Source organism: Candidatus Bathyarchaeota archaeon, from assembly GCA_026014745.1.
Lineage (GTDB): Archaea > Thermoproteota > Bathyarchaeia > Bathyarchaeales > Bathycorpusculaceae > Bathycorpusculum.
In genome coordinates this window covers 1,080,757-1,095,024 of the sequence record JAOZHS010000001.1, presented here as the reverse complement: position 1 = coordinate 1,095,024, position 14,268 = coordinate 1,080,757, and the positions used below count along the sequence as shown (strand labels likewise).

Sequence of the window (14,268 nt, the reverse complement as noted above, 5' to 3'; positions counted from 1 at the left end):
TGCTGTAGGGATATAATTTGTTTTTTGGTTCCCCAAACGTTTTGGCGGTTAGATTTCGAATTTTTCTATGATACGATTCTCTTTTTCACCCGTAATCTCCGCGATAACATGGAAAAACTGCTCCAACCCCGAATTAACAATACGCGGTTTGAGAAGCTCATCAATTTGGAACACGCCTGCGGAGTTGGACATTTTAATTTTGATGTTAATCGGTTTCTGGCCACCTTCCACTACTTCAACCTCTACTTTCTCGATGGAGAGCGCGGAGACGGCGTGGATGTCGATTTTGCCTGCTTGGAAGGGTATGCGGGCGCGTCCAGCCTCCATGTCCAAGGCGTCGGCGATGCCTACGATGCCGGCTTCTTTGGTTAAGATGCGGTTTACGGGTTCATTGCTGGGCGGCTGCTCATGGGTAACGATGGAGTGAAGCACCTCTGAGGTGATTATGGCGACTTCTTCATCGCTGTAGGTGGGCGGCAAATGCTTGTTGAGAAAGCCCAACGCGAGATTGGCGCTGTATTGTTCATGGTTGCGGCGCTGCACAATCATGCCTAAATCATGAAATATCGAGCCTAAAACAACCACCACCTCAGCGTCATCAATGCTCATGCCATAGTTTTCTACAATGCTTGGCGTGATGAGTTTCTTCTCGACCAGCGTGCGGAGTAGTTTGAGGGCGAGATTGGCGACGATTTTGACATGTGTGGGGCCATGGTCGGTGAAGCCCATGCGTTCAATTGCCATAACGTTGCTGCATCGCCAATAGGTCTGCAGTTTCTTGTCTTCTTTTATGCGTTCCATTACTGCTTTTAGTTTAGCGTTGTTTCGGTAGGGGATGTTAAATGTGTAGGACACTCTATCGGCCTCTAAGCAATAATTGAATGTGTGGATTTAAAGCTACAGCAGCCCACCGCCCAAAAGCCACAAGCGCAAGGGTCACTTGTGGTCTGATGGCGGCTTCTCTGCTAATTCTTGGTAGCGTTTCATGGCGTATTTGACGATTTCTTGGGCTTCCTTGGCGTTTTTCCAAGCGCGGATTTTAACCCATTTGTGCGGTTCAAGTCGCTTGTATGTTTCAAAGAACTCCTGAATCTCCACCAGTCGATGCTTATGCACATCGGTTATGTCGTGGTAACCTTCGAATCGCGCATCGTTTACCAGTACGGAGAGGAGTTTGGCGTCTAAGCCTTCCTCGTCTTCAATGATTAGGGCGCCTATGACGCGGACTTTGACGATGCAGCCCATTGTGAGGTGTGAGTAGCTAAGAACCATGATGTCGAGGGGGTCATGGTCGTCGTACCATGTTTGGGGCACAAACCCATATTCGACGGGGAACACTACCGAGGAGGGGATGATGCGGTCAAGGACGAATGCTTCCCAGTGGAGTGCATACTCGTATTTGTCGCGTGAACCGCTAGCAACTTCTATGACCATGTTTAAGAGGTCAGGGGGGTTATCGCCTGCAGGAATGTCTCTCCAAAAATTCATCGGGGAATCAACCTTTTTAGAAGGCAACCCTCACCGCGGATTTAAGGGTTCTCTATGTAGATTGCGTTTTCTACTCGAACTATTTAGCCAATGCAAGCCGCTTAGGAGTTCTCGTCAGTGTACTGTATTGTCCACCGCGACGCGTCAACCTTGACCAAATGGTCCTTGTGGGCGTTGACTACGTCTTGTATGGTTTGGGTGCTTAGTAACCCCAAGATTTGGGCGAATAATGGTTGACGGAAAAGCAGCGGATATCCCACTTTGCCTTCTTTGATGGGTTGAGCAATCAGAGCCTCCTTGTTGCCCTCTAAAGCCTCAGTGAGTGCCTTCAAAACTGCGGGGTCGAGTGGTTGGTCGCCTAACACCATAAAGGCGGCTTCGACATTGGAGATGACGATAAGACCCGTTTGGAAGGATGGCGTGTTTCCACGTGTGGGTGCGAGGTTGAGCGCGATTTTTACTTTGCCCAGTTTAGGCCGAATTGCTTCGATGACTTCTTCGAGGTCGGTGCCTAAAACAGCCACCTGCGGGGTTATTTGTGCGGTTTCGAGTGTGTCGAGGACTTTTTCGATGACGGTTTTGCCGCTGAGTTGCTGGAGTGCCCCGTTTTTTGCGGTGCTTTTTTGTTTTTCTGAGGCTAAAACCACTGCGCCTACAATCATCGTGTCACCGTTGACTTATCATGTGTTTAATGCGTATTTAGGTTGTTGCGTGAGATCTGTTTTTCTGGTGAATCTGTACAGAGCCATGAACATGCTTTTAAGTGAGAAAAAACTATTGTTCATAATCCTGTCCGATTAACTGAGGCATACCTTTGGGAAAGAAAAAAGTGTTAAGCGAAGGCGCAATTAGCGAAATGGTCTATCCAGGCCAAGGCGAAGTGCTTGGCGTAGTCACCAAACTACTCGGATTCGACCGCATCATGGTTAAATGCCAAGACGGCGCAGAACGACTCTGCCGCATCAGAGGCAAAATGAAACGCCGCGTCTGGATACGCGAAGGCGACATAGTTATCATTTCCCCATGGGAATTCCAAACCGATACCCGCGGAGACGTCACCTGGCGGTACACCCACGCTCAAGCGGATAACCTACGCAGAAAGGGACTTTTAACCCTCTAAACCCCTTTTTAGGTCAGTAAGCAGTACCTCTCAAACCGATCTCTCTCCTTTATATAAAGTATGAAAAGCCATGGACTTTCGCAAGATTGTACTATAGCCTACTAAACCTGACAGTAGTTGTGTGTTTTTAAATACTTGACGCTGTATAGCATGGGTGACTGTTATGTCTCATAAAGCTCGAGAACGCATCGCCCACCGTGAACGCACCGTGGAACGCCGCGACAAAATGCTCATCCACGACAAATCCAACGAACGCGCCACTGTCGAAGAGGTTTTTGACCAAACCACCCGCCTAATCGTCTTTGACATGCTCAACAGCGGCATACTCTACGAAGTCAACGGCGCAGTTAGTAGCGGAAAAGAAGCCAAAGTGTATTGGGGCAAAAACAAAGAAGGTAAAGATTTAGCGGTAAAAATTTACTTAACATCCTCGGCTGAATTCAAGAAAGGCATGCACAAATACATCGAAGGCGACCCCCGCTTTAAAGACGTCAAACATGATACGCGCTCGCTGATGGCGGTTTGGGCGCAGAAGGAATTTCGAAACCTCAAAGAAGCCTCTGAAGCTAAAGTGCCTGTTCCAAAACCCATTGCAGTCAAAAGCAACGTTGTCCTTATGGAGTTTATTGGGAAAGACGGCGTGAGTGCCCCGTCGCTAAAAGAGCAGCCTCCCGCTAACCCCGAACGCGTCTACAAGCTTCTTTGTACGTATGTTAAGCGTCTCTATCAGAAAGCTAAGATTGTGCATGGCGACCTTAGTGAATATAACATTATGATGTGGAAGGGACGCCCCGTAGTGTTTGATGTTTCCCAGTCAGTTTCTGTTCAGCATCCTATGGCGGACATGTTGCTGCGACGGGATTTGGCTAATCTCAATAGATACTTTAGTCGCCTAAATGTTAATGTAGTTCCAGTTGAAGATTTGCATAGCATGGTTGTTAGAAAGTAATGGCTGGTCTTGACACCTTTGTTCGTATACCTAAAGAACGCGTCGGCATACTGATTGGACCCGACGGCAAAACCAAACAATACATCGAAGAACAACTCAAAGTAAAGCTGGTTGTGGAAACAGAAGGCAGCGTAACAATCACCCTCCTCGAAGGAGCCAAAGACCCCTCCATATTGCTCAAAGCCAAAGACGTCGCAACAGCGATCGGAAGAGGGTTCCCACCTGACACGGCATTTCGCCTCATCCGTAACGAAGACGACATCTACGACTTAATCGATTTGCGTCTCATCTTTGGCCGCTCCGAATCAGACATCAAACGCATTAAAGGACGCATAATCGGCACTGAAGGCAAAACGCGAAAGCTAATTGAAGAACTAACCGAAGCCGACGTCGTCGTCTATGGTCACACAGTCGGAATCATCGGTGGCTTCGAGCAAGCTGACGCCGCACGCAACGCCGTACAAATGATCATTGAGGGCTGTGAGCATCACACCGTCTACAAGTATCTGCAGCGCAAACGTACGGAGCTCAAGAAAGAGAAAATGCAGCTTTGGGAAAAACCACCCGGATAATCCTTCACCATTTTTTAAAATCAGCTTTTATCTAATTTTCTTGAGGTTTTGGCTCCGCAAAAACATATGCGACAAAACCTACAAGGCCAATAACTAAACTCACGACTGTAAGCGTCAGCACAACATAGTTCCACCAATAAATCGAAGCCAACGTCGCCTCGGATTGGAGCCGCATCCACGGAATCAGGCTGTTGCGGTCAACCAGATAAAAACCGCGCCACGCCAACATGCTAAACAAGAAGAAGCCGCCTCCGAATAGGAACATGTACAGTCCAACGTTGCTAAGCCAAGACTGAATCCGCATGTCAGGTGCCCGCTTATACTCTTGCTGTCTTGTCCTTAATTGTTTCGCCCAGCAACATCTGCCCCACTCATTTGAGGAGTGTATTATGCGGGTTCTAACATCTCGGTAACCATCATTTTTAGTCATGTAAAAAAAATAAAAACGATAAAAATGTGCCGTGAAACGTTTCAACCTAAATACGATATGTAAAGAGTTATAAAGAAAATCCAATCACTTGCCATACTGACGAGTCATCTAGGAGAGGGCATCAGATAAAAAGTCGCCACAGCATTGTCTATGGTTTGATTATCTTGTCTGCATTACTTTTTGCATCATTTTTTGTGAGTCCATCTTTTTCAAGCACTGCAACTTCTTTGACGGTGGACTTTAGCCCAGACAGCATTGCCGCTGGCGCTGTTAGAGAAAGTGATATGCAATATGCAACGGTAACAGCCCAACTAACCAGCAACGGCGCATCCATAAACGGCGAAACAATACTGCTCTATTATAAAGTGGACTTATCTGGAAGCTGGACAGCTTTTTACGGTGACACCACTGATTCACAGGGTAGAATCAGCAAAACCTTCTACCCCGACAAGTACGGTATCCCAGCAGGCACAACAGTATACTTTAAAGCAGTTTTTATTGGAAGTTCTAGTTATGGCGCTTCAAACGCTGAAACAGCCGATGGACTAATTCTAACGCAGTGGTTACCTCCTGCTAGCGCATTAACTGTAAACTTTAGTCCAGATACTATTGCGGCTGGCGCTGTGAAATCCAGTGATAGGGAATATGCCACAGTAACTGCTCACCTAACCTTAAATGGCGACCCCTTATACAGCAGGACTGTTAAGTTGTATTATAAAGTTGATTCAGCTGATTGGCAGCTTTTTTTCAGTGAGCTAACTGATTCTAATGGTTTCATCAGCAGGAATTTTTATCCTGATATGGTTGGTGTTGCAGGCGGCACGGTAGTATATTTCAAAGCAAACTATACGGGCACTAATATAGTAGGCAGCTCAGAAGCTCAAACACCCACTGGACTTATCGTCACTCAGTGGATGCCCCCCGCCAGTTCATTATCAATTAACTTCAGCCCAAGCACAATTACAACAGGCTTCGCCGCAAGCTCAGACTGGCAACATGCCACTATAGTAGCTCAATTGACCTTAGACGATTCACCCTTGCATGATAGGTCAGTTAGCGTATATTATAAGGTGGGTTCAACGGGGAACTGGCAACTTTTAGCAAACCTGAACACGGATGATGATGGGAAAATAAACGCAGACTTCTGCCCCGATAGTCTGGGCATATGTGGGAACACCCTAGTTTTCTTTAAAGCAACCTACAGCGGCACCAACATTGTGGGCGCCTCAGAGGCAGAAACAACAACTGGCCTTATCCTGACTTCAAGCATATTTGTCGCCCCAGAATACCCCTTAGGAATCCTGCTAGCACTTATCGCCAATTTCGCAGCGCTGGCAATATTTAGCAAAACTAAACAACACTTCAAACCAAAGTAATAGCTGCAGAATTCTGTTTCGCAACCAACAAGGGAGAAGTGAACATGCATTACTGTTTTTATTATGCAAACCCTAATGAACCGTAAAACCATAAAGCAAAAGGAAAACCGATGAGCAGCCACAAACATGACTTCAAAAAAACCCAAGTCACCTTCATCGAATACGACGACGTCAACTTCAACCGCCTAGCCAATGACAGAACCTACTTTGGCGAGGGCAACTCTAAAAACCGTAAACTCGAATACACCTTCCAATACTGCACAGGCTGCAATCTGCGGCTACTTAACGGCAAACCCATCCTAACCCGAGACATCCTAGAAGACGAACTCGAGAAACTTGTAACACAAGCAAAAAAGGGCAACTACATCAGCACACAAGAGATAACGGTGCAGCACAGCGACTTTGAGACCCTAGAAAAAATAATTAAAGCTGCCATAGGTTTTGGAAAATTAAAAGATTCATCCAAGCCGATTTCTTGACTAAAATCTCGATGATAATAAAAAAGAAAAGAAGAGAAGGGGTTGTTTACTTCTTCTCGAGTTGTTTGCGGAGGTCGCTGTAGGTGGCTTTGATGTCTTCGATGCTGCCTTCGTCTTCGATGGTAGATGTGTCACCGAGGGGTGCGCCTGTGAGCACTGCTTTGAGGAGTCTGCGCATGATTTTGCCGCTGCGGGTCTTGGGTAGTTTAGCGACGATTATGACGGCCTCTGGAGTTGCGATGGGGCCAATTGTGGTTCTGACGTGTTTTGTTAGTTCAGCTCGCAGTTCATCTGAGGGGGTGAATCCGCCGCGTAGCACGACGAATGCTACTGGGACTTCGCCTTTAACTGCGTCTTCTTTGCCCATGACTGCTGCTTCGGAGACTGCTGGGTGAGATACGAGTGCGCTTTCAAGTTCTACGGTGCCGATTCTGTGTCCTGCTACTTTTAGAACCTCATCTGCTCTGCCAAGTAGCCAGAAGTATCCGTCGGGGTCACGTATTGCGTAGTCGCCGACATAGTAGATGCCTGGCCATTTGCCGAAGTATGTTTGTTTAAAGCGGTCGGGATCTTTCCAGATGGTTTGCAGCATTCCTGGCCAAGGAGACTTTACCACTAGGTAGCCTTTGGTTCCTTGCGGCACTGACTGTCCTTTTTCGTCGACGATGTCAGCGTTAACACCTGGCAAGGGTAGTGTGGCTGAGCCTGGTTTAAGTGGTGTCATTTCAATGCCTGCTGTTGGGGAAATCATGAATCCGCCGGTTTCTGTTTGCCACCAGGTGTCGATGATTGGTAGGCGTTCTTTGCCGATGACACGGTAGTACCATTTCCATGCTTCGGGGTTTATGGCTTCGCCGACTGAGCCGAGTTCGCGTAGTGTGCTTAGGTCGTGTTTGAGAACCCATTCTTCGCCGAATTTCATGAACATTCGGACTGCGGTTGGGGTACCATAGAGGATTGTGACGCCGTGGTTTTCGATCATGCTCCACCAGCGGTCTTGTGCGGGGTAGTCTGGGGTACCTTCGAAGAGGAAAGCGGTTATGCCGTGGCTGAGGGGTGCATAGACGTTGTATGTGTGACCAGTAATCCAGCCGATGTCGGCGACGCACCAGTAGACGTCTTCGTCATTGGGGTTGAAAGCCCATTTCAGGGTCCAATAAGCCCAGACGAGATAGCCGCCTGTACCGTGTTGGACTCCTTTGGGTTTGCCGGTGGTGCCAGAGGTGTAGAGGATAAAGAGCGGGTCGGTGGCGTTCATGACTTCGGGTTCAACATATGCGTTGGCGCCTGCTGCTGCGAGTGCGTCACTGTACCATATATCGCGTCCCTCTTGCATCTGTACGGGTTGACCTGTGCGTTTTACCACAATGACTTTCTGGATGTTAGGCATGTTGGGTAAAGCGCGGTCGGCGGTGTCTTTGATGGCGACGGGTTTGCCTCTTCGGAAACTGCCGTCGGCTGTTATGAGAATTTTTGCGCCACAGTCGTTGACTCGGTCGGCTAGGGCTTCTGCGCTAAAGCCGCTAAATACAACTGCATGTACTCCGCCTAAGCGTACGGTTGCAAGCAAACTGATGGGTAATTCGGGGATAACTGGTAGGAACACTGCGACTCGGTCGCCTTTTTGTAGTCCGAGGTCTTTTAGTGCCTTTGCGAGTTTGTTTACTTCGCGGTAGAGTTGGTAGTAGGTGTAGGTTTTTACTTCGCCCATTTCGCCTTCCCAAATGTAGGCGAGCTTGTTTTTGCGGTTGCTTTTTACGTGGCGGTCAAGGGTGTTGTAGCTTATGTTTAGTTGGCCGTCTGCGAACCATTTGAAAAATGGCGGGTTTGAAGCGTCCAAAATTTTGGTTGGGGCTTTAAACCAGTCGATGGCTTTTGCTTTTTCTGACCAATATGCCTCGAGGTTGTTAATGGATTTCTCCCATTCTTGCTTTCGGAGTTCACCAGAAGAAACTTTTGCAATACTTGGAGAATATTTCTCATTGAAAGGTAGACTAGCTTCTGACATGTTCTCAGTCCTAACTGACCCGACACATAAGCCCCAACGATTTATAAGGTTTTTCAACTGAATACTGCAAAATTGAAAAAAGAACATCAGATTTTTGCTTGTTGCCGCCAAATACGAGTTTGTTATTTGGATGGAGCAAAAACACTGTCTACAATAATTCGGAGCTTGATTTGCATCTTTTAAACAGAGTCTTTCAGTAAAAAAGCTTCAAACGTCAACATATAGAGAAGCAAAATTTCACTGTTTCCGCTACAAAACTACGATAAACGCATTTGAAAATTTAACAAGTAGAGAAGCCACCCCGCACAAAGAAAAGAAAAAAGAAGAGAGGAAGTAGACGCCTACTTTACGGGGCAAATGGGCAGAACAGTTTTTCCATGCGATTCATTAAGAATCTCTGCAATCCCCAGATACACAGCACTAGAACCGCATATGACACCTTCAATACCAGTAATCACGTTAAACCACACGGGATTACCCAGTACCTCACGAATGGTCAGCATAAAGAACAGAATCGCCAAGCTCATGAAAACGAATTGCAATGCGCGGTTAGCTTTTAGTGTGCCAAAGAACATGGCAAACGTAAACAGCCCCCACATAAAGAAGTAGGCTGCCATAGCGGTTGTGTCAGGTGCCGAGATTCCCATGAAGTTGTTTGGCAGCATCAACAATAAAACAAGAGACCACCAAAACAGCCCATAAGAGGTGAACGCGACGGCACCAAAGGTGTTACCGTTTTTGTATTCCATCGCGCCGACGATAACCTGAGCTAAACCACCGTAAGCTATACCCATTGCCAGTATCATGCTGTTTAAGCCGTAGACGCCTGCATTTGCCAAGTTGAGCAGTACCGTTGTCAAGCCGAAGCCTAAGAGTCCAAGAGGAGCAGGGTTAGCCAATTTATTGCTCATTCGAGTTTCTCCTGCCTTGGATGTTTACGGGTTCGCTTAATTAGCTTTTAGTTTTATAGCCGTTTTTTATCATCAATATTAACTAGTTAACCTTAACTCACGCCATGCGCCAAACCTGCAAAAATAGCATATTTAACCACCTAAATCCAAGCAGATTCAAAGTATTGAAGAAATTATTGACAGATAGATATTTAATTACGAATCATTACAGGGATGCGCTAAGTGAAACATATGGCGATTCCAAATAATTCAAGTACATCGTCAAAAGTTATGAATCGTTGGATTATTGTTGTTGGCGGAATTTTGATTCAGCTTGCTTTAGGAGCGATATATGCGTGGTCAGCATTTACAGGTCCTCTGCAAGGGTCAGCAGCCGCACCCAGCGAATTCGCTTTTTCAAAAACAGAAACCCAGCTAATTTTCAGCGTAGGCCTATTGGTCTTTGCCATCTTTACAATAATCGGTGGTCGACTTCAAGGAAAACTCGGACCGATGAAGGTGGCTTTGATGGGAGGCACTCTACTTGGTTTGGGTTACATACTTGCCTCTTTTGTGGGCGCAAGTTTTATTGGAAAACTAATCTTCCTCGGCGTAGTCGCTGGGGCAGGCATCGGATTGGCTTATGTGGTGCCCATTGCAACAGCAGTCAAGTGGTTCCCAGATAAAAAAGGGTTAGTCAGCGGACTCGCAGTTGCAGGCTTCGGATTTGGCGCATTCATATGGATCCTCATAGCTAACCCACCTAGCGTACTTGGATTTACGGGTTTAATTAGCCAACAAGCAGGCGCATATGCATACACAGTTTCAAACGTGGACTTCGCGTTTTTAGTCTACGGCATAATGTTCCTCGTACTGGTCATCGCTGGTTCGCTTACTATGAAGAACCCTCCTGCAGGCTGGAAACCAAAAGGATGGAACCCCCCACAAGTAACCGGAAAAACAGGAATTCTTGGATGCAAACCAAAAGAGATGCTAAAATCAAGCTCGTTCTATTTGCTCTGGATCATGTTCTTGGTAGGTGCACTCGCAGGCTTAATGGTGATAGGTAACGTTCAAAACTTCGCCAAAAGCCCAACAGACGGCTTCATAGCTAACGGTTTTAACATACAAGAAGCTACAGACATCGCAGTCATCGGCGCCGCCGTTTGCTTACCCATCTTTAACGGTGCAGGACGCATCGCATGGGGCCAAATCTCCGACAGAATCGGACGCGGCAAAGCACTCATGGCAATGTTTGCTTTCCAAACGGTAATGATGTCCGTATTCTTCTTCACCACCTCAAACCCAATCCTGTTCTATGTTGTTGCAGCATTAATCGGCTTCAACTTCGGCGGTAACTTTGCACTGTTCCCAGTGTCCTGCGCTGACTCGTTTGGAGCAGAAAACCTCGCAGTGAACTATGGATTCCTCTTTACGGCTTACGGCATAGGCGGTATCGTGGGACCCATCCTAGCGGGCATGGTGCAAGATGCAGGTTTGAGTTTCCTGTACGCATTCATACCGGCAGCAATAATGTGTGCAGTCGCCGTGGGATTAGGGTTCGTGTACCAAATCCGATCAAAACGGTAGCTTATAACAAGTTGTTGTAAGCACACATACCAAACTTTTTTTCTTTTTTATATTCTGATTATAACAAAACTCAACAAAAAGGGAAAAGGTTTATTTTTTAATTTTCTCAAAAAACGCCAAAGTCTGACTCGGCAGAGTCACAATCCGAGTTTCCACGTCAGTGAAAGTGACTTTAGCAAGGTTTTCAGGTTCCTGCTCGTACGCTTCGAAAGCCTCCATGCTTGGAGCTTCGTACACTGCCCAAGATTTGTGTCCCCAACGATCGGTCCAAATCCCCACAACTTTAAGGCCGTGTTTAGCGGCTAGGGCATCTACTTTTTTGAGCCAATCCATCGTTATCTGTAAATTCTGCGGGTTACCTATGGGGCAACTTTCAGGGGAATGAGAATATACTTGAAGTATGTGCATTTAGGGTTCCTCTGTTTTGGTTTGTTAGCCAAAATAGCCCCCGCATGTTTAAAACTTTTCGAATAACAAAAACTTAAGAAAAATAAAAAGCGAGCGAAAAAAGTGCTCGGAGGCTGTTTTTCATCGAAGCCATTTCAGGCTGGCTTCTGCTTGTGTTGCAATCAGCTTTTTCTGCGGCTGGTAAGGTATTTGCCGATTTCTAGGACGCCAAAGATTATGGCTGCAAACAGCGCGGCTATTGCCCAGTCGATGAGTTCGGGGGCGTGTACATCAAAGAGGCTTTGCAAGCCTGGCACGTAGAGTATTACCAGTTGGAGGGCGAACGAGGATAGGATTGCAATCCAGAGCCACTTGTTCTTGAATACGCCGACTTTGAACACCGGGTACTTCAATGAACGCATTGAGAGGGCAACGACTAGCTCCATCACTATCATGGCGGTTAACAGTTGGGTTCGTGCTTCGAGCAGGTGATATTCGCTTGTCCAAGGCATGTGTGAGAAGTATGCTAATAGCAGTAGCACACTCATGATGATTGGCATGACGAGGAGGTAGGTTTTGACTTCGCGGCTAAAGATGCTCTCGTCGGGTTTGCGTGGCTTGCGCTCCATTAGGTCTGGGTCGCCAGGGTCAACGCCTAAAGCTATAGCGGGTAACCCGTCAGTGACTAAGTTCATCCACAGCAACTGCACCGCAGTCAACGCGATAGCTGCGCTGCTTATGTTGCTCTTGCCAGCTTCGGTAGCGGCTAGGCCAGGCGAGAATATGCCGGCTAAGGTGGGTACCAACACGACTGCGAAGAACATCACCAAGATTTCCATGATGTTGCATTGGAGCAGATAGGTCAGGTATTTCTTGATGTTGTCATAGATTTCGCGACCTTCTTTAACGGCTTTGACGATGCTGGCGAAGTTGTCGTCGGCAAGCACCATGTCTGCGGCTTCCTTGGAAACCTCAGTGCCGCTAATACCCATAGCTACGCCGATGTCACTCATCTTCAAGGCAGGAGCATCGTTAACGCCGTCTCCAGTCATGGCGACGACTTGGTTTTTAGCTTTCCAAGCCTTCACAATGCGCACTTTGTGCTCAGGAGACACACGGGCGTATATGTGGATGTTTTCTACGACGGCGGCGAGTTGTTCGTCGCTCATTTGTTCAAGTTCTTGACCGGTTAGTACTTGGGTTTCTGCGCCTGCTTCGTCGATTAGGCGGAGTTCTTTGCCGACGGCGGTTGCGGTGAGTTTGTGGTCGCCGGTAATCATGACGACGCGGATGCCTGCTTTCTTGCATATGGCTATGGCGTCTTTGACTTCTGTGCGGGGCGGGTCAATCATACTCATGATGCCCACGAACACGAAGCCTTTTTCCATGTCTTCTTTGAATTCAACGTCACTTGGGACTTCTTTGTAGGCGAACGCGAGGTTTCGAAGCGCTTGGAGCGCCAAGTTTTCGGTGATTTGGAAGTATTTGGCGTGGTTTTCTTTGTTGAAGGGGTGGAGTTTGCCGTCTATGAGGATTTTGCTGCATCGTTCGATGACCATTTCGGGGGCGCCTTTCATGTACGCGACTTTTTTGTCGCCTACAGTGTGGATAGTGGTCATGCGTTTGCGTTCCGAAGAGAACGGCACTTCAAATGTGCGAGCCTCCTCAATGTCAAGTTGGTCTTTGCTTATGCCAGCTTTGGCAGCGGCAACCACTAATGCGCCTTCAGTGGGGTCACCTTTAACGAACCATTTACTTGTTTGAGAATCCTGCTCCAGTCCAGAGTCGTTGCAGAGCACTGCTACTTTGAGGAGTGTTTTGAGGTTTTCGTCAGGGGTTATGGTTTTGCCGTCAACTTGGAATTCACCTTCAGGCGCATAGCCGATGCCTGTGACTTGGACGGATTGTTCGTTAACGTATAGGCTGCGGACGGTCATTTCGCCTTTGGTCATGGTGCCTGTTTTGTCGCTGCAGATTACGCTGGTGCTGCCCAAGGTTTCCACTGCGGGGAGCCGTTTGACTATGGCGCTGCTTTTTGCCATGCGGTACATGCCGATTGCGAGTGCACCAGTAACGATGGCAGGTAACGCTTCAGGTACAGCTGCAACAGCTAAGCTTACTGCCCACAAGACCATGTCAAGGATGGGGCGCTGTTCAACAACTACGCCGATTACGCCGACGCTTACGGCAACGATTAAGGCTAAGATGCCGATAACTTTGCCAACGCCAGCCAATCGTTTCTCAAGGGGTGTTTCTTCTTGAGGTGCCGATTGAACCATCTGGGCGATTTTGCCAAACTCTGTGGTCATGCCGGTGTTTGTTACGATGGCTTTGCCTCTGCCATAAACTACAACTGTGCCGCTGTAAACCATGTTAGAGCGGTCGTTTAGTTGGGTTTTATCTGGCAGGGTTTCGATGTTTTTGTTAACGGGTGAAGATTCGCCAGTTAAGGGGGCTTCATCGTTCTTCATTGCGAAGGCTTCGATGAGTCGACCGTCTGCGGGGACTTTATCGCCAGTGTAGAGCGCAATGATGTCACCGGGGACAAGTTCGGTGGCGGGGAGCTTGATTTCTCTGCCGTCGCGTAGCACGCTGGCGGAGGGTGCCGTCATTTTTTTGAGGGCTTCAACGGCTTTTTCGCTGCGGTATTCCTGTGTGAAGCCTAAGACGGCGCTGGCGATGACTATGGCTATGATGATTATGGCGTCTGTGACTTCGCCTACAGCAATGGAAAGGCCTGTGGCGATGAGTAGGATAACCATGAGGATGTCGGTGAATTGGCCGACTAGGATTTTGAGGGGGGATATGCCTTTTTCTTTTTTGAGTTCGTTGGGTCCGTATTTGGTTAGGCGTTGTTTTGCTTCAGGTTGGGTTAGGCCTGTTTCGCCTACTTGAAGCTCTTGCATTGTTTGTTGTGGCGTTTTATCGTGATATTGAGTGGACAATTTTGGGTCTCTCTCCTCAAATAATAGCATACCT

At 47.5% G+C, this 14,268-nt stretch carries 14 protein-coding genes; 6 read left to right on the top strand and 8 right to left on the bottom strand.

Annotation, left to right across the window (positions count from 1 at the left end; all coding sequences use genetic code 11):
* Positions 1 to 48: 48 nt before the first annotated feature.
* The 3 genes from NWE92_05800 to NWE92_05790 all read right to left on the bottom strand — a co-directional run bounded on the left by NWE92_05800 (position 49) and on the right by NWE92_05790 (position 2,150).
* The gene (locus tag NWE92_05800; protein MCW4029143.1) at positions 49 to 855 is read right to left on the bottom strand and encodes an HD domain-containing protein; all 807 of its coding nucleotides are present in this window, start codon (positions 853 to 855) and stop codon (positions 49 to 51) included.
* 81 nt (positions 856 to 936) lie between these two features.
* Positions 937 to 1,488, bottom strand: coding sequence for an inorganic diphosphatase (locus NWE92_05795; protein ID MCW4029142.1), 552 nt, complete (start codon positions 1,486 to 1,488; stop codon positions 937 to 939).
* 101 nt (positions 1,489 to 1,589) lie between these two features.
* Entirely contained in the window at positions 1,590 to 2,150 is a 561-nt protein-coding gene (locus tag NWE92_05790) for an NTP transferase domain-containing protein (protein ID MCW4029141.1), read from the bottom strand.
* A 152-nt stretch (positions 2,151 to 2,302) separates the two neighbouring features.
* Between NWE92_05790 and eif1A the strand changes: the two genes are divergently transcribed.
* From eif1A to NWE92_05775, 3 genes are all read left to right on the top strand, one after another.
* Positions 2,303 to 2,608: a translation initiation factor eIF-1A gene (eif1A, locus tag NWE92_05785; GenBank protein MCW4029140.1), complete on the top strand. Its 306-nt coding sequence runs from the start codon at positions 2,303 to 2,305 to the stop codon at positions 2,606 to 2,608.
* 163 nt (positions 2,609 to 2,771) lie between these two features.
* A complete protein-coding gene (locus NWE92_05780) occupies positions 2,772 to 3,557 on the top strand; it encodes a serine protein kinase RIO (protein ID MCW4029139.1) in 786 nt (261 codons plus the stop codon).
* Positions 3,557 to 4,129, top strand: a complete 573-nt coding sequence (locus NWE92_05775; protein MCW4029138.1) for a KH domain-containing protein — start codon at positions 3,557 to 3,559, stop codon at positions 4,127 to 4,129. Before NWE92_05780 ends, NWE92_05775 begins: the two co-directional genes overlap by 1 nt.
* A 31-nt stretch (positions 4,130 to 4,160) precedes the next feature.
* Here NWE92_05775 and NWE92_05770 read toward each other — a convergent pair whose 3' ends face one another.
* Positions 4,161 to 4,559, bottom strand: a complete 399-nt coding sequence (locus NWE92_05770) for a hypothetical protein (GenBank protein MCW4029137.1) — start codon at positions 4,557 to 4,559, stop codon at positions 4,161 to 4,163.
* A gap of 164 nt (positions 4,560 to 4,723) precedes the next feature.
* On the opposite strand from NWE92_05770, the gene NWE92_05765 reads away from it, so the two are divergent.
* Positions 4,724 to 5,935, top strand: a complete 1,212-nt coding sequence (locus tag NWE92_05765) for a hypothetical protein (protein MCW4029136.1) — start codon at positions 4,724 to 4,726, stop codon at positions 5,933 to 5,935.
* A 110-nt stretch (positions 5,936 to 6,045) separates the two neighbouring features.
* A complete protein-coding gene (locus NWE92_05760; protein ID MCW4029135.1) occupies positions 6,046 to 6,414 on the top strand; it encodes a hypothetical protein in 369 nt (122 codons plus the stop codon).
* 46 nt (positions 6,415 to 6,460) lie between these two features.
* On the opposite strand, the gene acs is transcribed toward NWE92_05760, so the two are convergent.
* Positions 6,461 to 8,422 carry an acetate--CoA ligase gene (gene acs, locus NWE92_05755; GenBank protein ID MCW4029134.1) on the bottom strand — a complete coding sequence of 654 codons (1,962 nt, stop codon included), beginning with the start codon at positions 8,420 to 8,422 and terminating at the stop codon, positions 6,461 to 6,463.
* Between the two features lie 341 nt (positions 8,423 to 8,763).
* Positions 8,764 to 9,333, bottom strand: a complete 570-nt coding sequence (locus tag NWE92_05750; GenBank protein MCW4029133.1) for an acetate uptake transporter — start codon at positions 9,331 to 9,333, stop codon at positions 8,764 to 8,766.
* A gap of 231 nt (positions 9,334 to 9,564) precedes the next feature.
* On the opposite strand from NWE92_05750, the gene NWE92_05745 reads away from it, so the two are divergent.
* On the top strand, positions 9,565 to 10,902 hold the full coding sequence (locus tag NWE92_05745; GenBank protein ID MCW4029132.1) for an OFA family MFS transporter: 1,338 nt from the start codon (positions 9,565 to 9,567) through the stop codon (positions 10,900 to 10,902).
* 90 nt (positions 10,903 to 10,992) lie between these two features.
* On the opposite strand, the gene NWE92_05740 is transcribed toward NWE92_05745, so the two are convergent.
* Positions 10,993 to 11,310: a hypothetical protein gene (locus tag NWE92_05740; GenBank protein ID MCW4029131.1), complete on the bottom strand. Its 318-nt coding sequence runs from the start codon at positions 11,308 to 11,310 to the stop codon at positions 10,993 to 10,995.
* A 161-nt stretch (positions 11,311 to 11,471) separates the two neighbouring features.
* Positions 11,472 to 14,264: a cation-translocating P-type ATPase gene (locus NWE92_05735; protein MCW4029130.1), complete on the bottom strand. Its 2,793-nt coding sequence runs from the start codon at positions 14,262 to 14,264 to the stop codon at positions 11,472 to 11,474.
* Positions 14,265 to 14,268 lie beyond the last annotated feature (4 nt).

What these genes read in the sequence shown, in the direction of transcription:
- NWE92_05795 (MCW4029142.1), bottom strand. Translation starts at nt 1,488, where the DNA reads ATGAATTTTTGGAGAGACATTCCTGCAGGCGATAACCCCCCTGACCTC.
- NWE92_05790 (MCW4029141.1), bottom strand. Translation starts at nt 2,150, where the DNA reads ATGATTGTAGGCGCAGTGGTTTTAGCCTCAGAAAAACAAAAAAGCACC.
- NWE92_05780 (MCW4029139.1), top strand. Translation starts at nt 2,772, where the DNA reads ATGTCTCATAAAGCTCGAGAACGCATCGCCCACCGTGAACGCACCGTG.
- NWE92_05775 (MCW4029138.1), top strand. Translation starts at nt 3,557, where the DNA reads ATGGCTGGTCTTGACACCTTTGTTCGTATACCTAAAGAACGCGTCGGC.
- NWE92_05770 (MCW4029137.1), bottom strand. Translation starts at nt 4,559, where the DNA reads ATGACTAAAAATGATGGTTACCGAGATGTTAGAACCCGCATAATACAC.
- NWE92_05760 (MCW4029135.1), top strand. Translation starts at nt 6,046, where the DNA reads ATGAGCAGCCACAAACATGACTTCAAAAAAACCCAAGTCACCTTCATC.
- acs (MCW4029134.1), bottom strand. Translation starts at nt 8,422, where the DNA reads ATGTCAGAAGCTAGTCTACCTTTCAATGAGAAATATTCTCCAAGTATT.
- NWE92_05750 (MCW4029133.1), bottom strand. Translation starts at nt 9,333, where the DNA reads ATGAGCAATAAATTGGCTAACCCTGCTCCTCTTGGACTCTTAGGCTTC.
- NWE92_05745 (MCW4029132.1), top strand. Translation starts at nt 9,565, where the DNA reads ATGGCGATTCCAAATAATTCAAGTACATCGTCAAAAGTTATGAATCGT.
- NWE92_05740 (MCW4029131.1), bottom strand. Translation starts at nt 11,310, where the DNA reads ATGCACATACTTCAAGTATATTCTCATTCCCCTGAAAGTTGCCCCATA.
- NWE92_05735 (MCW4029130.1), bottom strand. Translation starts at nt 14,264, where the DNA reads ATGCTATTATTTGAGGAGAGAGACCCAAAATTGTCCACTCAATATCAC.